Source organism: Pseudomonas sp. ok266 (assembly GCF_900110195.1).
Classification (GTDB): domain Bacteria; phylum Pseudomonadota; class Gammaproteobacteria; order Pseudomonadales; family Pseudomonadaceae; genus Aquipseudomonas; species Aquipseudomonas neuropathica.
In genome coordinates, this window is the sequence record NZ_FOCU01000009.1 from 152,996 (window position 1) to 176,726 (window position 23,731).

A 23,731-nucleotide genomic window follows, 5' to 3' on the forward strand; every position below is an offset into this window, starting at 1 on the left:
ATGCCAATACTCACGCCAAGCGAAAAGCAGTTGGTACTCGGCACCGCGCTATGGGGCTGGGGGATAGAACGCGATCACGCTTACCATTTGCTTGAGCAGTTTTTGCTCAGTGGCGGCACAATGGTCGACACCGCAACGAACTACCCTATCAACAAGCGCTCGGAGGACTTCGGTCTGGCTGTTCGCTGGCTCGCTGACTGGGCTGAGCACAACGCTGACTCAAACCTCGCACTGACGGTAAAAATCGGCTCGAGAGACAATATGGGGTCGCCAGACGTCCATCTGGCGCCCGATGACATTGCTCGTGCATCCGATATTCTGATGGGGCAGTTTGGCTCGGCACTTTCGTGCGTCTCAATCCACTGGGACAACCGCTCGGATGATGATGTGCACGGCGCAACAGTCGCACAGACGGTCGAGGCCATGTACAAGCTTGAACAGCAGGGTCTTGCTATCGGGCTTTCCGGCATCAGGCATCCAGAGGCGTATTACAAGGCCAATCCGTCGCTGTCGCAAAAATGGATTATCCAGGTCAAGGAAAACTTCAAGACCCATGCCGCTCGCTCTTCCTACGAAGCGTGGTTTCCTGATGCAAAATACCTGGCCTATGGCATTAATCTGGGCGGCCTGAAAACTGAAGTGTCCAAAACAAACAGCTCGATGGAATTGCGCAACATCAACATTCCCCAAGCGTTTACAGAAAAGCTTGTCGACTTCATCAACGCACCGCACGAATTCGAACCCAGGCCGACAACCCTCAACGAACTCGCCCTCGCCGCCTCATTTGTGAACCCCGCCCTGTCGGGAATCGTCATTGGCCCGAGAAACACAGATCAATTGGACAGCACCCTCACCTATTGGAAATCATTACAAGCGCTAGCAGAGAAAAGCAAAGGACAGAAAATCTTCACTCAACTGTTCGAAGAACTACCGTCCGACTAGGAAGACTCGCTGACAATGCAAGCGCTTAAATACATATTTGCAGGAGTCGCCAACACGGCTATCGGCTACGGCGTCTTCCTGCTGCTGGTCACGTTCTTTGACATGAATCCGTCCTATGCCAACGCCATTGGCTACGTGATAGCCCTGATCGCAGCATTCGTACTCAATAAAACATTTGTGTTCAATCAATCGACCACTGATCGAAGTACTATTCCGAAGTTCATTGTGGCGTTCAGCATCTCGTTCGCAATCAACCAATTGGTACTTCTGGCGGGCTATCGGTGGTTGGGCATCGATGCAGAAATTGCACAAATATTTGCGATGATTTCTTACACGATTGCGTTTTATTTATTAAATAAAAAATTTGTTTTCAACAAATAATATGCCGGCCATATTGACGAGGATCCGAAGTGCCAAAGTATCTTTCATTCAAAATCAATAAGCCGATCAATCGGTGGGGGCTAGCTTATGGCCTCGCCTTGATTTCCTCTGTACTTGCAGGCGTCATATTATTCTCCGCCAACAACACTACGAAAACTACAAAACTACCCCTTCAAGAAAACTACATACCCGAACTCAAAGCAAACTTCGACACCTGCGAAATAGGTGCATTCTGGATTTCCGCCAGCGGATGGGCGCTCCTCGACCTTCCCGATAACACAATCAAAATCCATCTGTACGCCCGCGGAGATGGTGGAGCAATAAAGCTGCTCACGCGTCGCATCTACAGAAAAGATGTCAGTGACTTCCTCAAAATAAAGAGCGACTTCCACTTGCATGGCTTTCACGCCACAGGCATTCGCCGCAACCTTCAGGCGTATTATGGAAAGTCACTGGAATTATATGTCGAAGACTCTAAAGGCGTAATGCATTACGGAGGCGCAAATGTCTGCACCGGAAAATGATCCATCGAACAACAAAACAATTCTGTTTGGTTTGTTTCTATTAGCACTCTACGTGAGTTTTTACCTCACACTGAGCATCAACACCTTCTCCGACGACTCCAAGTTCCTGACAGCCGCAACATCTGGAGCATCTTCGCTCAGCTATTTGCTGGAGCGCTACTACACTTGGACAGGCCGAATAGCAATTGAAGGCATCATGTACGAAACCATTGCCACCCCAGCATTCTGGAAGCTGGCGATTCCTTCTTTTCTACTCCTTAGCGCCTACTCCATATGGAAATCGTTTTTTTCGGACAAGATCGACTTCGCCTATGGGATACCGTTGTGCATGTTCGGAGTTTTAATAATCAGCCACCCCATTCTAGACACGACGGTCTTTTACGTAACCGGTTTTTATAATTATTTACTACCAGTTGCTTGCGGGCTTTTTGCATCCGCATTATTCGTAAAACCATCATCTTTTTCGACACCTGAGAAAATACTCGCGATCCCATTGGCGTTCATTGCATCGCAATCTGAACAAGTCGGAATTTCGATGATTGCAGTGTTTGCAACGTCGCTCATTTGGGATCGGAGAAACCAGGCAACCTTCAGAGCTCTCTTGGCCTTGATCGTTATTGCGGGCTTTGCACTTCTAATCACTGCCCCAGGTAACTATTTACGCTTGACAACGGAAGCAGTGTACATGCCGGAATTCACCGAATATTCTTTTATCAGAAAGGCTTTGAATGGATTCGATATATTCAACGCCCACTACATTGACCCGATGAACCTGTACCCGAAGATCATCGCACTGCTACTTGTTTTGTTAACCATGGGAAAGACTTTCGAATTAAAACGCACTGCGCTGATATTGACCATTGGCGGAATTTTCCAAGGCAGCATCCTTTCCTTTTTATTCACAACCGGCAACGATGATTACTATTCAATAAGAAACTTGAACTCCGGATTTGGTCTGACTTATTTCTTTTCGTACGCACTTTCGATCAGCTCATTGATCAGTGCTACTTACCTGATGAAAAGAAGCTTGGCGACAAACAGCAGTTTTTATATAGGAACACTTCTACTTCTATTGCATACCGGCGTAACTGCTGTCGTAGGTCTCTCACCAACAGCTTATGAGTCTGGATACAGGGTTCTGCTCGTTGGCGATATCATCAGCCTCATGCTTATTTGCTTGTTACTCAGAAATGTAACATGGCCAAATCAGCACAAGCCTTTGACTTGCAAAGTGCTATCCAACTAGATCTTCAGAGTACCCGAAGGCGAGCGTCCCCTGATTGCCACGCTCGCCTGCCAGGTCAACTTCCCGTACTTGCCAGCGCCGTCTTCCTCAAGTGAAATCCTGCTAATTGAGCGGTAATCAATACGATACCGAGCACACTCATCGTGTTTGTATAAAACAGTAAACGAGCGTCAGCCGCATTTCCAAATAGAGCAAGACCTGCAAAATAGAAGCCTGCGGACAAATACACTACTACAATTTCTACGCTGACTTTTTTCAAGGCTACTAACAACATGAACAGCAGGATCGAAATCAAATACAGGCACCAGGGTTTAAATATGAAAAGCTTCGAGGCCGTCAGCACATACTGCACAACTTCTTCACGCACACTCGAACTCGGGAGACTATAACCGTATTTATTGGAATCAACCTGCGGCGTCACTACGAGGAATGGCTCCCCTGAGTTCCCCCCCACGAGAAACTTTGCAAGCATTAACTTATTATAGCCAATACAGACCGGATACTCCTTGACTACGGAAAACCAGAGGGTATCAACACTTTCATCGAAGGGTAATTTTGAGAATAGACCTGGTGATAAATTGGAATGCCTTGGGTCATAGCCAGCCTTGATCTCAGACAACGCAAGCGTCGGCGCAATACTTTCAAACAAGTTCTTCTCAGCACATATACTTGCGCCTGCAATGTCCATCACCCTAGTAATACGAATGAGTTTGGTCGCACCCTTTATTTCTCGAAACTCGGGTACCGAATACCTGTCAAATTGTATTTTTACAGTATAAACCGCTCCACTCAATATCAGGCCCGATACAATCACGAAGGCCAAAGAGCTTGGTCCTGAGGGAGAACGCTTGCTGAAAATCCATACTGAGTAGAACAGCAAAGGCACAGCAGCGGTGATTGCATTATGCCGAGTACAGACAGCTAAAAACACAAGAAATATAGAGACCCCAAATAGAAAAAATAAACTTGGACGCGACCTGGGCTCTTTCATTGCAAGCATGACTGCAAAAGCCGCCACAAAGAAAGAAGCCATCAGCACATCTTTCCATATCGCAGCAATGGTACCAATCACAACTGGAACAATCAGATAAAGCAGGAAGAATGCCGTCGAAAGCGTATGCCTTCTCAGAAAATAGTACATCACATAGTAAACCGCCCCCAGTAAAAGCAGCAATTGTGAAAACAACATTGCTACAGGGCCACGCGAAACAATATCAACAACACGCCAGACATAACTTACAACGGGAGGCCAGGTCGAATCCACTACGCCACTTCTAGCTCCTTCAAGCGCATGAAATGTATCAAATGTCATAAACCCTGGATAAAACATCCAGCTTATCAGTAACGTGACACTGACGGGCACGAAGAAACCCGGAGCTATCTTCAGTAAACCTTGAACAACACCTTTTGCCAGTGCAAAAAACAGTCCGGCAAAGACCAACGAACTGGCAAAACTAAGCAACAGCAACCTTTTATAATTGACCTCTCGGCCAGGCTTAAATATTGATAGCTCAAACTGTGGATCTGGAGCCGTGGCGCTTATCACAAGTACGTCGCCTACAACTTCAACTTTGTCGACGCCTTGCAACGGGATAATTCGCGCCAGCAACTCTGTCGGAGTTAACGTCACAGTGGAAAAAAGATAGTTGAGCTGAACACTTTTTATCGTCATATTGACTAAACTGTCGGCAGGATCAACCCTGAGTGACTTGATTGCGCCATCCGGCAACGTCAAGCCTATGCCGAGCCCCGGTTTCCCCTCGTATGCAACCCGCTCACTATTCTCAGCCGAATAGGATGGATAAATCGAATCATCCTTGAAGACGGGAAAATACAGCTGCATGAATTCAGGCTTATTGGTTTCTGCAAAAAAAACAATAGTGTCTTTATGAACTGCGCCCAAGCCAAAAACCAGCATCAAAGAAAAAATCAGTGCCGCACAATAAAAAAGTAATGCCCTTGCCAGGCACTTTAAAGTTGGAAATCTCATAAACCCTCTGCCCAGCATTTATTTTTCGATTCAAGCCAGCCTAATGGCGAAACTCAAATGACGATCTGAAAAGTTCTTCAAGGACGACTGTTCGGAACCGCCCGCCAAGGGCGGTTCCGACGACATCACTCGCCAATATTCCCGACCAGATCGACCGCGAGTTTTTTAGAATACTGACGCAATTCCGGAACAGCGGTTGCTTCCCAATAATCGGCTTTCAACATTGGGCCTACGTAATACAGCCATGAGGAACAAACACCTGAAGTATTTTTGACTGCCAGTTGCTCGTTGACACACAAACCCAAGCCAAGTACATCAACCTGTATGACACCGTCGGCGCACAGCTGTTGAATCAGGGGATCCTTGACACGATGCAAGTTGGTAGTCGGGCCTGTGCAATTAATAACCTGCTCGACGTCTAGCTGTTCGAAGGCTTGTTCGTTGCGTCGTTGAATTCCTATACGCAAATGATCGAAACCCGTCTCAACGCTTTTGATACGGCCTGCAAGGAATCGGACTTGTCCGGCGCTCAACGCTTCTTCAAAACGCTGATAGGCCGCTGGCGCGACCCGATGACGGTGAACATCCCAATACGGCTGGAGATGACGCAAGAAGCGTCGGCGCTCGGTGAGCGGCAATCGAAGCCACAGGTCAGAAGTTATCGGGCGCAGGGCCGCCACCCAGTCACGCCAATCCAGCCCATCATTACGCTTGGCGCTGATCTCACGTCGAATCAATTGCAAGTAGCCACGTACCGAAGGCGGTGCTTGCAGAAGTCGCTCGACGAAATCGGCGGGGACTTCATCAGTCGTTCGCTTCGGGCGATGAGGCAAGGGCCGAAGCCCTCGCCGGGAAACCATATAGATAGGGCCTTTATGTCCGTTTTGCAGCAGACCCAGTGACACATCCAGTGCCGTGAGCCCGGTGCCCACTAGCAACACAGCCCGATTCGGGTCTTTGGATTGCGTTGCACCCGCTGCCCACGGATCAGACTGATAACGGTCACCCCTCATCGACGAGCAGAATCCAGGAGGATCGAGCGGTGAGAAATTACCGAAGGCCAGTACCACCTGATCTGCATCGATGTACTGCCCGTTAGCCAGTTCGACAACCGCGCCCGTCTTTCGAGGTTGCAGACTGCGAACCTCCGCCACGATACGTTCCAGCGTTACTCCACTTGCACAACGCCTCTCTGCATCGTCCAGAACTGAAGTCAGGTATTCCCCATAGATCTTGCGCGGAACAAATGACGACGCCGTATAAGCGGGGTCTTTTGCCTGACAGTAGCGTAGAAAATGTTCCGGATCATCGACATCCGCACTCATATTGCCGGCCGGCACATTGAGCAGGTGCAGCGAACTGTTCGTACCGTAAGCCAATCCTCGCGCCATGGTTCCAGAGCGATTGATCAACACGACTCGCACATCGGCCGGGCTGCGCCGTAAAAACTGCGTGGCCGTGACTGCGCCACTGAAACCAGCGCCAATGATGACGAGGGTTTTCATTGACCGAACCTTTTATCCAGGTAATCCAGCACTCTGGCGATGGACTCGGACAAGTCCTCGGTCACGGTGTTGATCCGGATATGCGGATCCGTGGGCGCCTCATAGGCGGAATCGATCCCGGTGAAGTTCTTTATCTGTCCGGCTCTGGCCTTGCCGTAGAGCCCCTTGGGGTCGCGGCGCTCACACTCTTCCAAAGAGGTGTCGATAAACACTTCGACAAACGCGTCATTTCCGATCACATCGCGCGCCATCGCGCGATCACGGTGAAAGGGGGAAATAAATGCCGTGATCACGATCAGTCCAGCATCAATGAGCAATTTCGAAACTTCCGCGACGCGGCGAATGTTCTCAACGCGATCAGCATCGGTAAAACCAAGGTCCTTGCACAAGCCCATGCGCAAGTTGTCGCCATCCAGCAAAAAGGTATGCCTGGCCTTGGCAACCAGTGCTTGCTCCAACGCGTTGGCGATCGTGGATTTGCCCGCCCCACTCAAACCCGTAAGCCAGATCACTGCCGGTTTTTGCCCTTTCACCTGAGCTCTCGCCGAGGCACTGATGGCCGTGGTGTGAAAAACCAGATCCTTACTCATTCGATTAACCTTATTCCAATCAGACGATCAAGGCCCGCCAGCGAACTGGCGGGCCTCCTGCACTACACGTGGGGCAGTAGACGATCACGCAAGGCCTTGATGCGGGCCTCGCAAATGCGATAAGACTCACTACTGAGCAAGTCGAGACGCTGTTGCTCGTCAGTCAGTGCAAGCGTATGCGTGTCGCAGCCAATTCGGTGAATGTAATCACCGATAAAGTCACACGTGCGCAGCGACGCCCAATCGGTGCCGTCGCGAGTGAACAACTGCATCGTCAGATAGTAGTCTTCCATGTACTTCATATCATCGAAGTAAGTGATGGCTTGCAGATCGCACTGATCAAGATCCAGCAGGAAACTGTGCAGCGGTGCATGGTTATGCTCGATGAAATCGCGATAGGTTTCACCGTAGTCATAAATTTTATCGCGCTTGATAATACAACCGGTCACCGAATCCACCATTGTGGAGTAAACCCGCGCAAAGGTTGCGTTCTTGCCGCTGGACTTGAGTTGCTCGATCTGTGAGCTGTAAGCCCACGGAAACAACATGTCGTCGTAATCAAGAAATGCCGCATAACCACTGCCAACAGCTTTCAGTGCATCGTTCAGCATCAGCGAACGCAGATCCGGGGCTTGCTCTGTAGAGAAGTAACGACGAATCAGCGGCGCGCAATGCTCGCTCCACGGCAGTTGATCAAGTTGCGCCTGCAGCAGCGCAATTTCTTCGTCATCCATATCCTGAATAGCCAGCACCGGCAGCACTCGGCAACCGGACTGGGCAATCAACGACAGCAGCGCATTGATCAGCGAAGCGCGGTCGCCACGACGGTGGTAACGCACGATAGTCGATACCGTATCGAGCGCTGCGCCCTGGATGCCGCTCTCCGGCAGAAGACTGAAACAGGCGGCCTCACAACATACTTTGTACCCGACTGCCGGAGCCGTCAGTTGCAATTCCATGCAAGCCACCTGACTTGCATCGATGCTGAGATTGACAGTCCCCTCCCCCTGCACGAACAGCGGATCATTTCGCACACTGGCCGACACCGAATAGCCCTTGTGTCGTTTCGCCATTTTCAGCAACGACTCGATGGCTGTCGCAGGAAACAGGCAGATGTCACTGAACACCAACGTGAACTCGGCATCAGCGGGCTGGTGGCCGTGAGTATTCACGCCTTGCGCCTGCAATACCTGCTGGAGCTGGGGATTGTCGGCGGTGACGGAGCAGTTGTGCAGCACGCTCGAACTGGCCAGGCAAGCAAGGAACTTGCGAGCCGATTCCGGCTCGGCGTCCAGACGAGCCAGGGCCTCGGGTGTCAAAGCCACGTTGAGCTTCAAATCGGTGGCAGGAACACAATGGCTGATCGCTGCAAACGGCTGACCGGACAACGCGCGACCGATGGAATTGAGGTAGCCGTAACCGAAGCGCGTATCCGGTTCAAGGTGTGCGCCTTCGGCCCATTCATTCCATGCGTTGACGACGACATATCGACGATCTTCCGCCAGGTTTTGCTCGGAATAGTCGACCAAAAACTCCATCCACCTCTGGAATTTTTCCGTAGTGAAATTGTTCAGCACATAGGCTCTGTTGCCGTAACGAGCGGTGTTATCCCACGTAGGAACCAAAGACCGGAACAGGGTGAAATTCTTGCCCAGATCTTGTGCCATGTAATGGTCGGCAACTTCACCGTAGTTAATGACGTTACCTTCCAGAGGCCAGTACGGACGCAACTGGTTGCGAGTATCTGGTACAGCGTCAGCTGTCCAGTCGTGCAGCACCCGCTCAACCGCAGCATCCATCCCGTGATCTTGAGGCTGCGTCGCACCACGCGTCAATGTCGCCACCATGTAAGGCGCCTTCAGGCCGGCGCTCTCACACTCTTCGCGCCAGACTTCCAGGTATTCTTCGATATGCTCGATCGACGACGGACGATACACATGCAGCATCGGACGCCCGTCTACTTTGATGTAGCGCTCGTCTTTGAAGAACGGAATGAGATAGCGAATGAAGCCACGCGCATCTTCTTTCGAGTAAACCTGACCGAGCAGAATTTCCTGCTCGTTGCCATCCCAACGGCGAGTCCAGTTTTCATTCGCCCAGCAAAAGGCAAACGGCATGTTGATCTCGGGATTGGCCACCAGCATCTGTGCCGGCTTCTCAAGGATCATTCGGCCGGTGAACCAATAATGATAGAAAATCAGGCCATGAACACCGGACTTTTGCATCATTTCAGCCTGTTGCTGCAACTGCGCCGGGCCATCGAGGTGGTAGTACCCGATGTCCTCGTGCGGAACGTGTTGCTGATAATGCCCAAAGAACAGCGGATTGGCCGAACGAACTTTGTGCCACTCGGTAAACCCGGTTCCGTGCCATTCGTCATTTTCAGGCGTTGGGTGGAACTGAGGCAGGTAATACGCCAGTACTTTGACCGTGTCGTGTTTGATGCTGGCCGAGTAATCAACCTGCGGCTCGTAGTAGTCGCGCGGCTCGTGAGAAATCTGCGGCGCTTCCAGCTGATAATTACGCCCTTCACTGGTTGTTGTATTAACCAGCACCAAGCGCTGCAGCGTACGGCTCAACATGTCCGGCGCAACAGCGTCGCCGGCATTTACGAAATGCTCAAACTGTAACGGCAGTTGTAACAGATCAATGATCGTGCCGACCCGCGCCCAGAACAGACCCGCACGTGGGAATTGCGCGCCAGGGAAACTCTTGGCGTCCACTTCCGTGCACTTTTCCAGAACCGTGGCAATCATGTTTCCGGCATCACTCCAGCCAGCCTGATGGTAGTCCGCAGACTCAGCTCGGATGTCGACGGGATAAACCACTTTCGCGTCGCCACCGAGCAATTGCAGAATCTGGCCGACATTGGCAGGCGAGCCGCAGAGGAGATCAAGACGCTCTTTGACACCCGAACCGTCGTCGTTGCCGGTTTCGTCATGCAAGTGCGCGACAACGTCGTAGTCCTTGAGGCGATCACCGAACTGGGCAATCAGCGATGCAATAGCGCCAGCATGCTCAGGGACGACATCAACAACCAATTGGCGCAACAGAGGCACGGCAGTGCGCAGCGGTTTATCATCAAACCTAGAATTGTCACTGCCAATCCGCGAAACATACAAATCGAACTCGACAGGGATATTCTTGAGGTATCCCAGCCAGTCTCCGGACATTTGCTCACTGCTCAAATGAAGGTGAACGGCAACCATTGCGGAAGCAGTTTTTGGAGCCTCGGGAAGATAAGGGTCCAGATAGTAAGGCACGACTTTCAGTACTTCGTACTCAGTCAATGCAGCATCGTCAAGTTGTTTGGAGACCTGGCTCAGGGCAAGTCGCTTCTGACTGCGCTTGAGCTTGCGGGCAGCAATCGCCAAGGCATGACGCAATCCACCACGTCGTGCTTCACGGACAAAGCGCCCCAGCAACTCCGGCTGTTGCGAAACCAGATTCAACAACTGCACGACAACGCGGTGGCGGCTGACCGTACGGGAAAGGTGGTAGTTACGACCTTTGACATCGTAAATCGACCGCCCCTCATAATATCCGTGGCGCAAGTAATGGATCAGCGGATTGACACGCCGCAGTCGCACATCCGAATAATGTTTCAGGTACGCGTTGGTGGAAAAACCTGCCGAAGGATCACGACCTTCGCGCCAACCTTGCTCCAGATAGTGCTGCAACGGATTGACACCGGCGGCGCGAACGTCTTCGTAGGTACTCAGATAATATTCGGCATCAAACAGCTCGCTCTCGGCGGGATGATCACCTCGATACCGCAAGCCGAATCGCTCGGCAATATGCGAAACCAGTGACTTGAGCAAAAACCGCCCGGACGCATACCGACGCAAGTCAGCCTCAAGGCTCTGAACCGATCCCTCAGACTCGGAAAGCATCGATTTGGAAGAATCGTGTTGAGTCTCAAGCCAGAGACGATAATCGCTCAGTTTTGAATAATCAGCCTTCAGCTCAGCGTGGCTCGTCTCAAGCTTTCCGAGATCAATGGCAAGTGCGCTGTGATCAGCTTCCAGTGCTTCGAGGCTTTTGCCTTGCAGGCTCAGTTGCGCATTCAGTTCCGTATTGCTTACATCGAAATGACGCATGAGGCGATACGCCGGCAAGCGCTCGATCATTGCTTGATAGAGTTCGTTGACTGTATCGACAACGGCTTGATCATCTGCACGCTCATCACGCGACAGTTGCAAAAGCACAAGGCTCAGGCTCAGAACATCGGCAGGAACGCTGGCATCCTTGCTGAGCTCATTCAGCGTAAAGCTGTTGTGTTGCAGCGAGTGCTGGAGAAACTTGTTCTGATATTCCTGGAACTCCGGCCCTTGCGGGTCGAACGGCAAATCCAGCGACTCGGAAATACGGCGCAACTGCTGCTCAGGTGCCTGAAGCATCAGCTCGTAGTTGACAAAAACCCGCGAAGCACCCTGGCTGTACTTCAAGCTGAACAGCATGTGCTCGAGCCAGAGAAAGTAGCCCTTCTCCACTTCGAACTCATTGCGCTTGACCAACGAGTAAGCCACATTCTTGGGATTACGGAAGGCGACCACGTAGCTGACCTTCAGACCCAGCTCGGCAAAGATTTCCTGCCAGAACGGCAGTAGTCTCGCCATGCGCGGGTCTTTTACGCCGAAACACTTGATGTGGGCGACTTTCTCACGCAGATGCTCGATGGCGCGAATCTTGTGGCTTTGGGTGATCGGCAAGTTCAGCTCTTCAGGGCTGATCGGCACCAGACTATCCCAAGCGTGGCCCAAAGCGGCCAGCAACTCTTCGTTGTACGCAGTGATCGTTGCGTCTTCAAAGAAGCCTTTTTCGTTATTGCCCGATTCTGCAGGCAACAGGTTATCGCCCAGGTCGACGCCAAGGACTTTTAAACCACGCGTAATGGCACTCGTACCGCTTCGGTGCATGCCCAGAACGACGACTATTTGTTTATGGTCCATAAGATTAATTATGCTCAACGCTTGAAATGGTAAAAGCTGAAATACATTTGAAATCGACCGTACCGGTGGCGGTACTCGCGGTTTCCGGCAGAACACGAAACAGGCATGCGTCGGTCAATCGGTGAAGGTATGTTTCGCCCTCGCCCACGACGCCTACTACTCCACAGTTGAGGAAGTAGGTTCCCGGATTCAAGTTACACTGGAACGCAATCTCGGCCTGAACTTCGCTGCCGGCGGCGACATACGTAATAGAGTCCTGGGCGCCAGCCGCACTCGCAGCACCACCAATTTCGATGCCCGCCAATGTCTTGATCATCATGCCGAAACGAACCGCTACGGCACCTGTCGCAAATGCCACTCGATATGTATATCGATAGGTGTCGCCACGCTTGAGGCAATTGACCTGCTGTCCGGCAGCATTGAGGATGCGTGAATCGCTGATCAGAACGCCGTGCGATTCATAGGACATCATGCTCTTGGAAACGATATGCGGGTCGTAGTACTCCTCCAACCCGTTGTCCGAGGCCTGTGATGCCTCGACGGCGACCGCCGAGCGTTTCGCCTCAGCCTCAAGTTCACGTCGCTCCAGGGCGCCGGACTTGATCTCTTCACGTATGACACTGACCTTGTCGGCCGGCGCGTACAGCAACTTCTGATACTGACCGACGATGACCTTGGGCACACCTTCAGCAAGCTTCTCGCCTTTATCCAGAAGAATGGCGCGGGTACACAGTTCAATGACCGCACTGCCAGAGTGCGATACGAACAGAATCGTTGCGCCACTGGCCTTGATCGCTTCGATGCGGGCAAAACACTTGCGCTGGAACAACTCGTCGCCGACAGACAATGCCTCATCGACAATCAGAATTTGTGGGTCAACGTTAATCGCTACCGCAAATGCCAGTCGAACCATCATGCCGCTGGAATAGGTCTTGACTGGCTGATCGATAAACTCGCCAATCTCGGCAAACGCTTCGATTTCGGAAAACCGCGCATCGGTTTCTTCACGCGTAAGACCGAGCACCGCAGCGTTCATGTAAACGTTTTCACGTCCGCTGAATTCCGGGTTGAAGCCAGAACCCAACTCTAGCAAGGCGGCCACACGGCCGTGCGTGAGGATGTCACCATGCGTCTGATTGAGCGTGCCGCAAATCATCTGCAGCAGCGTCGACTTACCACTGCCATTGCGCCCAAGAATACCGACCGTCTCACCCTTGTTGATGGTGAAGGAGACATCCTGCAACGCCCAGAACTCTCGAAAGTATTGCCGACGGTCGCGCGCGAACATTTGCAGCAGCCGATCTCTCGGTTTGTCGTAGATATGAAAACACTTGCTCAGACCGTTAACGGCAATCGCTGTATTAGAGGACATCGGCAAATCCTTTACGCGTTTTTTGGAACCACGCAAATCCTAGCCAGAAGACAAGAGCTGCAGCGATATAGTAGAAACCGAGGTGAATGAAGCTGGGCAGTTCACCGCGGAAAAGCAACGCTCGCGTATCTTCGATCGCGGGTGTCAGAGGATTCAGAAACAGCAAGTGCCGGTATTGTTCCGGCAGCGCGGTGATGGGGTAGAAAATCGGCGATAGGAACATCAGAACCGAGGTACATACCCCAATGATCTGACTGACGTCTCGCAGATATACGCCCATCGAGGCGAGGAACCAGACGAGGCCTATGACAAAAATCAGCAGCGGCGCCAGAAACACCGGCAGCAGCAGAATTGTCAGGTGCAACTTGCCGAAAAAAATCAGGTAGGCAACCAACCAGACGCTCAGGCTGACAAGGAAGTGGAACATCGCAGCGCCCAAGGTTACCCAAGGGAGAATTTCCAGCGGAAACACTACTTTCTTCACATAGTTGACGTTGCCGACGATCAGTCCTGGCGCTCTATTGATGCACTCGGAAAACAGGTTGAACACAATCAACCCGGCAAACAGCATCAGGGCAAATTCGGTTTTGGAGCTACTGTCTACACTCCACCTGGCTTTGAACACGACGCTGAAAACGAATGTATAGATCACTAGCATGACGATCGGATTGAACAGCGACCACAGCATGCCCATGATGGATCCGCGATAGCGCCCGACAATTTCCCGCTGCACCAGCGCCCGGATCAGGCCTCTGTTGCGCCAGATGCCGCCTACCATCTCCTTCGGCGATGTTGAAAAATTCAGCATTGTGCACAAACCTCAAAAAAACCGAGGGAGTCCAGCTTCCCCAGCAAACGCTCTTGTTTGATGACTACTTGAGTGACCACAGAATTATTCCTGAAAGGGGCCAAAGCAACGTGAGTGTCAAATTCCATTGAACAGCGTCGCCAGCATCAGCCCCAGATTGCCCCATAAGGATTGCCGGTACACTCCGGATCGTCGTAACCAGATGATCCGGGACAAGCCACGTGAGCGACGCGCCCGCTGGAAACAATCCAGCCTCATCCTGCTTTCTTCATTGAGCTGCAGTCGATTCGACTCCAGCGCAGTAACATTCTTTTGATTCCAGCCGCGAAAACGACCACGAAACAACATGCGCAAACGACCGATCTGGGCGCTCAACCCCGAAGCCGCGCCAATCAGATTGGCGTCATGCTGGCGATAAAGAACGGTCGGTGAAAAATCGTAAAGAACCCGTCCACCGCTTCCGCTCACCAGCAGGTACGCCCACCAGTCGTGCGACACGATATCCACCCCGCTCCCCGCTCGCTGAAACAACTGACGAGCGACGTCATTGAAGACCATCGTGTTGCCGCCCCCGACGCTCTCCACCAATGCATTGGAAAATCCCATGGGCCGGCTGAACAAGGGTGAAAGGCCAATGTGATTACCGCGCTCGTCGATCAGCTCGGTTCTGCCGCAGTAAAGCGCGGGCACATCGACCGGCGCCTGCGCCAATCGCTTCAAAGCCACTTCCAGCTTTGTTTGCTGCCAGATATCGTCCTGATCCGCCCACGCATAAAAGTCGGCATCAATTGACTCATCACAGGTAACAGTGAGGAAATTGGCTGCATAACCACGCCCCGGGCCGTGCTGAATCAATAGTTTGTCATGCCCCCAACGATCACCGAACTCGCGAAGCAATGCCAATGTCGAGTCAGATGAACCATCGTCCGAGACCACTACAAACCAGTGGGGGTAAGTTTGACGAGCGATGGATTCCAGTTGTTGAGCCAAAAAGCGCTCACCATTGAACGTACAGACAAGAATCGCAACACATCCCAAATGCGCCACCGAATCTTGCTGACTATCGTCTATACAGCGGCGATCCAAACTGTTGTTTTGGACAACCGGGGAAAGGGGGGCTACCACCGAGCACTCCGTTGCTGAAATGATAAAACTTTGCCTGCGCAAGTTCGTTCAATAGATACGAAAACCTGGACAGTCGAACAAGCCACATAAAACAGGCTCACACGCTGCTCCAAGCTGCGCAAAATTTGCAATTATAACGATGAAGCAACGCCATTTGATAACCCCGTGACATTACGCCTACCCTATCGCCGACTCAGACCCGGAGATTTTAACATTGATAATAATGAGCGCATGGCTCCAATATTTCTGATGCCCCCCCCTTGCGCTGCGAGCTTAGGGTAGCAAGCGGCCTTTGAGCAAAATAGGGTGGCAGTTTGCCAAGTTCTCCACGTAGCGAGAGCCATTATCAGCTTCAACACTGCTTCGCACGGTAGTGCCCTGCCGTATTACGCAATGCTTGATCCACGCTAGTCGCCGGCAACCACCCAAGGATGGCCTGGGTTTTGTCAATATCGACTTGCAGAGAGCCACACAAACGCTGCGCCAGATCCTGTCGCCCGATCAGCGCTGCCCCCACCGTCATCAACGAGGACGGCAACGGCAACAAGCGAGGCTTGACGCCCAGCGCGCCCGCCATTCGCCGAAGCAATTGTGTTGTAGAAAGGTCCTCCGCGTCGCTGACCAGAAACACATGGCCGCCAGCAGCGGGATGCTTGATACACACAGTGATCAGATCAATGAGATTGCCGATAGCCACCAGACTGCGACGATTGTTGATCGCACCAAAAGGCAGCGGTATGCCGCGCTCAAGCCAACGCATCATATTGAGAAAGTTGGCTTTGACGCCCGGGCCATAGATCAGGGGCGGTCGGATAATCACGACTTCCATCCCTGTGTCCTGACTGATCTGCCTTAATGCGCCCTCCGCTTCACGCTTGGATATACCGTAAGGATCGACCGGCGCCGGCGCATCATCAGCAGAAAACGGCGCACCCGGTAATGTTGCCTCGCCGTTGACCTTGATCGAGCTGATGAAAATGAAGCGTTTGACTCCGGATCTCGCCGCATGACGGGCAAGTCGCGCGGTGCCTTCGACGTTGACCTGTCGAAACGCCGCGAGCGGATCTGCAGCCACTTCATTCATGACATGCACGCGCGCCGCGCAATGGACGACTACATCAACATCTTCCAAAGGCGGTAGCGGGGAGTTTTCGTCCAACCCGAACGCCACGACCGGACAAAGACCGGCTAACCTCGTTTCGCCACGAACGGCGGCGACAGGCGTAAATACCTTATCGCGCAACAAACGAAATACGAGCGCTTCACCGACGAACCCGGTAGCACCTGTCACTAAAACACGAGGAGCGCTCATTTGGCTTTGTTTCCAATTACCGCTGTAGCCCAGCAAACACAGAAGAAAAATATCTTGTCGCGCACTCGACGACGACACTTCCAGGCACTCAGTGAAAGGGTCAGCATCTGCCACCGCCCCAATGGCAGCCAGCGTCGGACAAACCGATCATTTTCAAGTCCGACCAAACGGACGATCCTTCTGACCTGGGAAAACCACCATCCGTCGTGAATAGTCTTGTAGCGCGCAATCAGTGGATTAAGACCGGTATTGGCACCGACCTGATTTCGTTCATGCTGGCGATAACTCATGGACGGTCGATGGTCGATAAACCATTTGAAGCCCCGACTTCGGGCAAACGCATAGCAATACCAATCATGCAGACTGACGTGCTGTAATTCCTGCCAGTCAGCCAGCATCGCAGTGCGCAGGGCGCTGACGAATGTGCGACTCAGCACATACGTGCAGCCCGGGCCAGCAGCTTCAAACAGAAAATCCCAGGGTGTCTGGCGCTGCGCCTTATCAAGCAGATGGGTGCGGCCGTCCGGCCAGAATGCGACGACATTGCTCGAATAGGCATCCACCGCGCGTGACCGAATCTCGCGCACCGCCCGCTCAAGCTTGTCCGGATACCAGATGTCATCCTGATCAGCAAATGCGACGAAATCGTAGCTCTCGATAGCCACATCACGGATCAGCCTGAAAAAATTCCGCGAAGCGCCCCCAAACGAACCGGCGGGCGGCAACACGAAAACGCCGGGATGTCGAGACGCGTATGCCGCGCACCACGCCTCGGTTCCATCGGTAGAAGTATCAATACTGATATAAATACTTACATCAACACCAGTTTGGCTGAGAATCGAGGCGAGTTGCTCTTCAATCCACTGCATTCCATTGAAGGCTGCCAGCAAAACCGCAACATTGAGACGTTTTACTGGCATAACTTTCCTGCTCGGACTGGTTAAACTTTCTCACTCGAACAACTTCGTTTTTACGAATCAGTGAGAAGGCGAATCCAGCAACTTCTGCAAGTATTGGCCGTAACCAGTCTTCCTCAAGGCTTCAGCTTGAACACCCAACTGCTCGGCAGTGATCCAGCCGTTGTGGTAGGCAATTTCTTCCAGGCAAGCGACTTTCAGGCCTTGGCGCTGTTCGATGGTGTGCACGAAATGGCTAGCCTCAAGCAGAGAGTCGTGAGTGCCGGTATCTAGCCAAGCGAAACCACGCCCGAGCATTTCGACATTCAGTGCCTGCTGCTCGAGGTAAGCGCGGTTGACGTCGGTGATTTCCAGCTCGCCACGCTCGGAAGGCTTGATCTTCTTGGCAATGTCGACGACTTGGTTGTCGTAGAAATAGAGACCGGTTATTGCGTAGCTGGATTTTGGCTTCAGCGGCTTTTCTTCGATGCTCAGGGCGCGGCCGGATGCATCGAACTCCACCACACCAAAGCGCTCTGGATCGGAAACATGGTAGCCAAACACGGTCGCACCATCCTGCCGGGCACAGGCAGAACGCAGGTTGTCGGAGAAGTGCTGGCCGTAAAAGATGTTGTCACCGAGGATCAGGCAGCAAGGGTCGCTACCAATGAACTCTTCACCGATGATGAACGCCTGAGCCAGACCATCCGGGCTTGGTTGTTCGGCGTAGGTCAATTTGATGCCGTAGAGACTACCGTCACCCAGCAGCTTGCGGAAACATGGAAGATCTTCCGGCGTAGAGATGATCAGGATTTCACGCATTCCCGCCAGCATCAAAACTGACAGCGGATAAAAGATCATCGGTTTGTCGTAGATAGGCAACATTTGCTTCGACACACCCAGCGTCAGCGGATGCAGACGAGTACCCGAACCACCGGCGAGAATGATACCTTTACGATTTGTCGTGGTCATTTGTTCAAAACTTCCCTAAGCATTCGGGTTACACCACTTTGCCAATCCGGCAAGTGCAGAGAAAAATTGTCACGTAGTTTCTGCGTATTCAAACGTGAATTCAGAGGACGCCGTGCAGGTGTTGGATAAGCGCTGGATTCGATCGGATCTACCGTTTTAACCGCAAGCTGCTCGCCATTGGTTTGAGCAAATTCGATGACATGGCTGGCATAGCCGTGCCAGGAAACCTCACCGCCTGCTGTCAGGTGATAAAGACCCGCCAGTTCAGGGCGCTGTATCACTTGTTGAATAGCCAAAACCGTCACGTCGGCAATCAGATCAGCACCTGTCGGAGCCCCGATCTGGTCGGCAATAACGTTAAGCGTTTCGCGATCCTTGGCTAAACGCAGCATGGTTTTGGCAAAATTGTTGCCACGCGCGCCGTAAACCCAACTGGTGCGGAAGATCAGGTACTTGCAACCTGACGCAATAATCGCTTGCTCACCGGCCAGCTTACTGGCGCCATAGTGATTCACCGGGGCGGCTGCATCAGTTTCTTGCCAAGGCTGCGTACCCTGCCCGCTGAACACATAGTCGGTCGAGTAATGAACAAGCCAGCTACCCAAGGACGCAGCCTCTTCAGCCATGACCTGACTCGCCCGAGAGTTCACACGGTCTGACAGTTCGGTTTCCGACTCAGCCTTATCGACAGCGGTATAGGCCGCGGCATTGACGATTACGTCAGGTCCAACCTTGCGAATCGTCGTGCGCAGGGCGTCCAGATCAGATAAGTCACCACCGGTATTGCGATCAAGGGCAATTAATTCTCCAAGTGGTGCAAGGGCGCGTTGTAGCTCCCATCCCACCTGCCCATTCATACCCAGCAATAAAGTTCTCATGCTTTAGTCGATCGATCTGCGTAGTTCTGGTCAATCCACTGCTGGTAGCTACCGCTCTTCACGTGCTCAACCCATTCAGTGTTGGTGAGGTACCACTCGACGGTTTTGCGAATACCGGTTTCAAAAGTCTCTTCCGGTGTCCAGCCCAGCTCTCGCTGAATCTTGCTAGCGTCGATTGCATAACGTACGTCGTGGCCAGGACGATCCTGTACATAAGTAATCAGGCTGGCATGCGGACGGTGAGCTGAATCAGGACGCAACTCATCGAGCAACGCACAGAGGGTGTGCACCACTTCGATGTTTTGTTTTTCGTTATGACCGCCGATATTGTAAGTCTCACCGATCACGCCTTCGGTGACGACTTTGTACAACGCGCGCGCGTGATCTTCGACATACAGCCAGTCACGAACCTGGTTGCCTTTGCCGTAAACCGGCAGAGGCTTGCCTTCCAGCGCATTGAGAATGATCAGCGGGATCAGTTTCTCAGGGAAATGGCATGGACCGTAGTTGTTCGAGCAGTTAGTCACCAAGGTAGGCAGGCCGTAAGTACGGGCCCAGGCGCGAACCAAGTGATCGGAGCTAGCCTTGCTGGCCGAGTAAGGCGAACTTGGCTGGTATGGCGTGGTTTCGGTGAAGAGGTCTTCCGGACCTTCGAGGTCTCCGTAAACTTCGTCAGTCGAAATATGGTGGAAGCGGAAACTGGCTTTACGCGCATCATCCAGCGCGGCCCAGTAGTGGCGGGCGGCCTCGAGCAGCGTGTAAGTACCGATGATGTTGGTCTGGATAAACTCGGACGGACCAGAGATCGAGCGATCGACGTGGGATTCTGCGGCCAGGTGCATGATTGCATCTGGTTGGTGTTCACGCAGGACACGGTCGATCTGATCACGATCACAGATATCGACGCGTTCAAATGCATAGCGCGAATTCTGGCTGACTTCTGCCAGCGACTCCAGATTACCGGCGTAAGTCAGCTTATCGACGTTAACGACAGCATCGGACGTATTGGAGATTATGTGACGGATGACTGCCGAGCCGATGAACCCGGCGCCGCCGGTAACTAGAATTTTCACGCGAAACAATACCCTTGAGCTGCGGATAGCGCTGCCACTGAGCGCCATCTAATCCATGAATGCAGAGGCCAGTCGCAATTGGCATCCATCAGAGTCAGTCTGAATCGTCATGCAATAAGGCACGATCGAACAAGGGGAGCATTTTACAGCTTAATGATGGTTTTACTAATGGATAAAGACAGGCTGAGGCGCAATTTCGACAGATGCCCTGCGCCTGTCGTTTTCAGACCAGTCGCTTGCGTGCGGCTCTGGACGAACGCCCCAGAAACCAGCCCAATACAGGGCCGATCAACATGCCGATCAACAGTGCTAACACTGCAACTAGCGACACTGGCAACTGCGGGCCGGAAAAACCTAGAAACAAAAGCGAAACCGACTGCTGATTCTCAAGCACAAACGCCAGAACAATCAGAACCATCAGCAGAAGAAATACGCCAAGCAGTATGCGTTTCAGGTTACGCATTCACGCCCCCTCGAATTTGAATAGCGAAGATCAAACCCCCTCCTCCTCTTCCTCATTCACCCGATCACGCAACTCCTTACCCGGCTTGAAGTGCGGTACGAATTTACCGTCAAGGCTGACAGACTGGCCAGTCTTTGGATTGCGGCCAACACGAGGCGCACGGTAGTGCAGAGAGAAGCTGCCAAACCCACGGATCTCGATACGATCACCGGTGGCGAGGCACTGGGACATTTGCTCAAGCATGGTCTTGATGGCCAGCTCCACATCCTTGGATGAGAGTAGCCCTTGATGGGTGACAATTCGTTCGATCAACTCCGACTTCGTCATATTTTTCCCTTCTTTTTCAAGCAGCTAGATCAGCGCTTGAAAGGTTTTAGCACGCCCGGAAGATTTTGAACAGCCCAGGGATTGACATATCTTCCTCCGCGTCAAAACGCCCATTTTCAGGGCATCAAAGCAACAAACTGAGCATGCATGCCTATCGACAGATCACCAGCATGGTTCGCGTCACGTAGCCCGCCGGATTGAAGCCAAAAGGAAACTCATCTTCATCCTTGGCATCATCCGATCGCGTGATCACTTTGTAGCCCGCGCCCTTACACTCCTTAGCCGCGCGCTTCTGGCATTTCTCCCAGCCAGAGCCCAACCCAGAGCAGTCGACCTCTATACCACTGACGCCACGCACCGCATGGGTTTTGGCACTGGTCGTACAGCCAGCCAGAACCAGCACAGCCATGAGGACAATAAACTTGTTCATCCACTTCCTTATGCCAGGCAACTGCCCGACGACTACACACTTAAGACCAAGCTTAGTCGTGAATAGGCGATTGATCCGATTAAAGAAACAGACCGCCTGGAAGCCAGATTGGTTTCACCAAAACCCTCATGCAAGCCGCGAACACTAAATCGCAGGCACAAAAAAGGGCGACCGAAGTCGCCCTTTTCATGATCAAGCAGAACTTAGTTCTGTTTGGCCATTGCTTGACGCAGCAGTGCAGCCATAGTGGTATCGGCAGGAGCAGCAGCCTCACCTTCTTTCAGGCTCTGGATTGCTTCTTTCTCTTCAGCATCGTCTTTCGATTTGATCGACAGCTGAATTACACGGCTCTTACGATCAACGCTGATGATCTTGGCTTCTACTTCCTGGCCTTCTTTCAGAACGTTGCGCGCGTCTTCAACGCGGTCACGGCTGATTTCGGAGGCTTTCAGAGTCGCTTCGATATCGTCGGCCAGAACGATGATGGCGCCTTTGGCGTCAACTTCTTTCACGGTGCCAGTAACGATTGCGCCTTTGTCGTTAACCGAGACGTACTCGGAGAACGGATCGCTTTCCAGTTGCTTGATACCCAGGGAGATACGCTCGCGCTCTGGGTCAACCGACAGGATAACGGTGTCCAGCTCGTCGCCCTTCTTGAAACGACGTACGGCTTCTTCGCCCACTTCGTTCCAGGAGATGTCGGACAGGTGAACCAGACCGTCGATGCCGCCGTCCAGACCAATGAAGATACCGAAATCGGTGATCGACTTGATGGTGCCGGAGATTTTATCGCCCTTGTTGAACTGGCCAGAGAAATCTTCCCATGGGTTAGATTTGCACTGCTTGATGCCCAGGGAGATACGACGACGCTCTTCGTCGATGTCCAGAACCATAACTTCCACTTCGTCGCCGACTTGTACGACTTTCGAAGGGTGGATGTTCTTGTTGGTCCAGTCCATTTCCGAAACGTGTACCAGACCTTCAACGCCTTCTTCCAGCTCAGCGAAGCAGCCGTAGTCGGTCAGGTTGGTTACACGAGCGGTAACGCGAGTGCTTTCTGGGTAACGGGCTTTGATAGCAACCCATGGATCTTCGCCCAGTTGCTTCAGGCCCAGGGAAACACGGTTGCGTTCGCGATCGTATTTCAGAACCTTAACGTCGATTTCGTCACCAACGTTGACGATCTCGGAAGGATGCTTGATGCGCTTCCAGGCCATGTCGGTGATGTGCAGCAGGCCGTCCACGCCACCCAGATCGACGAATGCGCCGTAATCGGTGAGGTTTTTGACGATACCTTTGACTTGCTGGCCTTCCTGCAGGGATTCCAGCAGAGCTTCACGCTCGGCGGAGTTCTCGGCTTCCAGGACGCTGCGACGGGAAACGACAACGTTGTTGCGCTTCTGGTCCAGCTTGATGACCTTGAATTCCAGCTCTTTGCCTTCCAGGTGCGTGGTGTCGCGCACTGGACGGACGTCAACCAGGGAACCTGGCAGGAACGCACGGATGCCGTTAACGTCGACAGTGAAGCCGCCTTTAACCTTACCGTTGATAACGCCCTTGACCACTTCCTCGGCTGCGAAGGCTGCTTCCAGAACGATCCAGCATTCAGCGCGCTTGGCTTTTTCACGGGACAGCTTGGTTTCACCGAAACCGTCTTCAACCGAGTCCAGCGCAACGTGAACTTCGTCACCGACATTGATAGTCAGATCGCCAGCGTCGTTGTAGAACTGCTCAAGCGGGATGAGTGCTTCAGACTTCAGGCCAGCGTGAACGGTTACCCAGCGAGCTTGGTAATCGATATCAACGATAACACCGGTGATGATGGAGCCTGCCTGAAGGTTCAGGGTTTTTAGGCTTTCTTCAAAGAGTTCCGCAAAGCTTTCGCTCATTTTAATTCCTGTAAATGAGGGCGAAGGATACGCCCATCTCCACACCCCAGACGGTG

General features: G+C 52.5%; 20 protein-coding genes. 4 read left to right on the top strand and 16 right to left on the bottom strand.

Annotation, left to right across the window (positions count from 1 at the left end):
* From BMY54_RS18215 to BMY54_RS18230, 4 genes are read left to right on the top strand one after another with little or no spacing between them, the layout of a single operon-like run.
* Positions 1-942, top strand: coding sequence for an aldo/keto reductase (locus BMY54_RS18215; RefSeq protein WP_218189347.1), 942 nt, complete (start codon positions 1-3; stop codon positions 940-942).
* Between the two features lie 15 nt (positions 943-957).
* The gene (locus BMY54_RS18220) at positions 958-1,323 is read left to right on the top strand and encodes a GtrA family protein (RefSeq protein ID WP_093435255.1); all 366 of its coding nucleotides are present in this window, start codon (positions 958-960) and stop codon (positions 1,321-1,323) included.
* Positions 1,324-1,352: 29 nt separating this feature from the next.
* Positions 1,353-1,847, top strand: coding sequence for a hypothetical protein (locus tag BMY54_RS18225; protein ID WP_093435258.1), 495 nt, complete (start codon positions 1,353-1,355; stop codon positions 1,845-1,847).
* Positions 1,828-3,093, top strand: a complete 1,266-nt coding sequence (locus tag BMY54_RS18230; RefSeq protein ID WP_093435261.1) for a hypothetical protein — start codon at positions 1,828-1,830, stop codon at positions 3,091-3,093. The genes BMY54_RS18225 and BMY54_RS18230 overlap by 20 nt, the downstream gene beginning before the upstream one ends.
* 55 nt (positions 3,094-3,148) lie before the next feature.
* Here the strand turns inward: BMY54_RS18230 and BMY54_RS18235 are convergent, their stop codons facing one another.
* The 16 genes from BMY54_RS18235 to rpsA form a co-directional block, all read right to left on the bottom strand.
* Positions 3,149-5,083, bottom strand: coding sequence for a hypothetical protein (locus BMY54_RS18235; protein ID WP_139213415.1), 1,935 nt, complete (start codon positions 5,081-5,083; stop codon positions 3,149-3,151).
* A 125-nt stretch (positions 5,084-5,208) separates the two neighbouring features.
* Positions 5,209-6,588 carry an FAD/NAD(P)-binding protein gene (locus tag BMY54_RS18240; RefSeq protein WP_093435266.1) on the bottom strand — a complete coding sequence of 460 codons (1,380 nt, stop codon included), beginning with the start codon at positions 6,586-6,588 and terminating at the stop codon, positions 5,209-5,211.
* Entirely contained in the window at positions 6,585-7,178 is a 594-nt protein-coding gene (cysC, locus tag BMY54_RS18245; RefSeq protein ID WP_093435268.1) for an adenylyl-sulfate kinase, read from the bottom strand. The genes BMY54_RS18240 and cysC overlap by 4 nt, the downstream gene beginning before the upstream one ends.
* Positions 7,179-7,240: 62 nt before the next feature.
* Positions 7,241-12,130 carry a glycoside hydrolase family 99-like domain-containing protein gene (locus tag BMY54_RS18250; protein ID WP_093435270.1) on the bottom strand — a complete coding sequence of 1,630 codons (4,890 nt, stop codon included), beginning with the start codon at positions 12,128-12,130 and terminating at the stop codon, positions 7,241-7,243.
* Positions 12,131-12,134: 4 nt separating this feature from the next.
* Positions 12,135-13,502, bottom strand: a complete 1,368-nt coding sequence (locus tag BMY54_RS18255) for an ABC transporter ATP-binding protein (RefSeq protein WP_093435273.1) — start codon at positions 13,500-13,502, stop codon at positions 12,135-12,137.
* Entirely contained in the window at positions 13,492-14,310 is an 819-nt protein-coding gene (locus BMY54_RS18260) for an ABC transporter permease (protein ID WP_008079795.1), read from the bottom strand. The genes BMY54_RS18255 and BMY54_RS18260 overlap by 11 nt, the downstream gene beginning before the upstream one ends.
* A 117-nt stretch (positions 14,311-14,427) precedes the next feature.
* Positions 14,428-15,435: a glycosyltransferase family 2 protein gene (locus tag BMY54_RS18265; RefSeq protein ID WP_093435275.1), complete on the bottom strand. Its 1,008-nt coding sequence runs from the start codon at positions 15,433-15,435 to the stop codon at positions 14,428-14,430.
* 352 nt (positions 15,436-15,787) lie between these two features.
* Positions 15,788-16,747, bottom strand: a complete 960-nt coding sequence (locus tag BMY54_RS18270; protein ID WP_093435277.1) for a UDP-glucose 4-epimerase family protein — start codon at positions 16,745-16,747, stop codon at positions 15,788-15,790.
* Positions 16,744-17,667, bottom strand: a complete 924-nt coding sequence (locus BMY54_RS18275; RefSeq protein WP_093435279.1) for a glycosyltransferase — start codon at positions 17,665-17,667, stop codon at positions 16,744-16,746. The genes BMY54_RS18270 and BMY54_RS18275 overlap by 4 nt, the downstream gene beginning before the upstream one ends.
* A 57-nt stretch (positions 17,668-17,724) precedes the next feature.
* Entirely contained in the window at positions 17,725-18,615 is an 891-nt protein-coding gene (rfbA, locus tag BMY54_RS18280; protein ID WP_093435282.1) for a glucose-1-phosphate thymidylyltransferase RfbA, read from the bottom strand.
* Complete coding sequence (rfbD, locus tag BMY54_RS18285) at positions 18,612-19,493, bottom strand: dTDP-4-dehydrorhamnose reductase (RefSeq protein WP_093435284.1); 882 nt, start codon at positions 19,491-19,493, stop codon at positions 18,612-18,614. The genes rfbA and rfbD overlap by 4 nt, the downstream gene beginning before the upstream one ends.
* On the bottom strand, positions 19,490-20,566 hold the full coding sequence (gene rfbB, locus BMY54_RS18290; RefSeq protein ID WP_175559626.1) for a dTDP-glucose 4,6-dehydratase: 1,077 nt from the start codon (positions 20,564-20,566) through the stop codon (positions 19,490-19,492). Before rfbB ends, rfbD begins: the two co-directional genes overlap by 4 nt.
* Positions 20,567-20,789: 223 nt before the next feature.
* Complete coding sequence (locus BMY54_RS18295; protein WP_093435289.1) at positions 20,790-21,029, bottom strand: lipopolysaccharide assembly protein LapA domain-containing protein; 240 nt, start codon at positions 21,027-21,029, stop codon at positions 20,790-20,792.
* A gap of 30 nt (positions 21,030-21,059) precedes the next feature.
* Entirely contained in the window at positions 21,060-21,356 is a 297-nt protein-coding gene (gene ihfB / locus BMY54_RS18300; RefSeq protein WP_003189779.1) for an integration host factor subunit beta, read from the bottom strand.
* A 151-nt stretch (positions 21,357-21,507) separates the two neighbouring features.
* Positions 21,508-21,786 carry a hypothetical protein gene (locus BMY54_RS18305; RefSeq protein ID WP_007908433.1) on the bottom strand — a complete coding sequence of 93 codons (279 nt, stop codon included), beginning with the start codon at positions 21,784-21,786 and terminating at the stop codon, positions 21,508-21,510.
* A 203-nt stretch (positions 21,787-21,989) separates the two neighbouring features.
* Positions 21,990-23,675: a 30S ribosomal protein S1 gene (rpsA, locus tag BMY54_RS18310; RefSeq protein WP_093435292.1), complete on the bottom strand. Its 1,686-nt coding sequence runs from the start codon at positions 23,673-23,675 to the stop codon at positions 21,990-21,992.
* Positions 23,676-23,731: the final 56 nt, after the last annotated feature.

Excerpts from the sequence above, each read along its gene's own strand:
- BMY54_RS18270 (WP_093435277.1), bottom strand. The coding sequence starts at position 16,747 with ATGAGCGCTCCTCGTGTTTTAGTGACAGGTGCTACCGGGTTCGTCGGT.
- rfbD (WP_093435284.1), bottom strand. The coding sequence starts at position 19,493 with ATGAGAACTTTATTGCTGGGTATGAATGGGCAGGTGGGATGGGAGCTA.
- BMY54_RS18215 (WP_218189347.1), top strand. The coding sequence starts at position 1 with ATGCCAATACTCACGCCAAGCGAAAAGCAGTTGGTACTCGGCACCGCG.
- BMY54_RS18275 (WP_093435279.1), bottom strand. The coding sequence starts at position 17,667 with ATGCCAGTAAAACGTCTCAATGTTGCGGTTTTGCTGGCAGCCTTCAAT.
- BMY54_RS18255 (WP_093435273.1), bottom strand. The coding sequence starts at position 13,502 with ATGTCCTCTAATACAGCGATTGCCGTTAACGGTCTGAGCAAGTGTTTT.
- cysC (WP_093435268.1), bottom strand. The coding sequence starts at position 7,178 with ATGAGTAAGGATCTGGTTTTTCACACCACGGCCATCAGTGCCTCGGCG.
- BMY54_RS18220 (WP_093435255.1), top strand. The coding sequence starts at position 958 with ATGCAAGCGCTTAAATACATATTTGCAGGAGTCGCCAACACGGCTATC.
- BMY54_RS18260 (WP_008079795.1), bottom strand. The coding sequence starts at position 14,310 with ATGCTGAATTTTTCAACATCGCCGAAGGAGATGGTAGGCGGCATCTGG.
- BMY54_RS18230 (WP_093435261.1), top strand. The coding sequence starts at position 1,828 with ATGTCTGCACCGGAAAATGATCCATCGAACAACAAAACAATTCTGTTT.
- rfbA (WP_093435282.1), bottom strand. The coding sequence starts at position 18,615 with ATGACCACGACAAATCGTAAAGGTATCATTCTCGCCGGTGGTTCGGGT.
- rpsA (WP_093435292.1), bottom strand. The coding sequence starts at position 23,675 with ATGAGCGAAAGCTTTGCGGAACTCTTTGAAGAAAGCCTAAAAACCCTG.
- BMY54_RS18250 (WP_093435270.1), bottom strand. The coding sequence starts at position 12,130 with ATGGACCATAAACAAATAGTCGTCGTTCTGGGCATGCACCGAAGCGGT.
- BMY54_RS18240 (WP_093435266.1), bottom strand. The coding sequence starts at position 6,588 with ATGAAAACCCTCGTCATCATTGGCGCTGGTTTCAGTGGCGCAGTCACG.
- ihfB (WP_003189779.1), bottom strand. The coding sequence starts at position 21,356 with ATGACGAAGTCGGAGTTGATCGAACGAATTGTCACCCATCAAGGGCTA.
- BMY54_RS18305 (WP_007908433.1), bottom strand. The coding sequence starts at position 21,786 with ATGAACAAGTTTATTGTCCTCATGGCTGTGCTGGTTCTGGCTGGCTGT.
- BMY54_RS18235 (WP_139213415.1), bottom strand. The coding sequence starts at position 5,083 with ATGAGATTTCCAACTTTAAAGTGCCTGGCAAGGGCATTACTTTTTTAT.
- BMY54_RS18295 (WP_093435289.1), bottom strand. The coding sequence starts at position 21,029 with ATGCGTAACCTGAAACGCATACTGCTTGGCGTATTTCTTCTGCTGATG.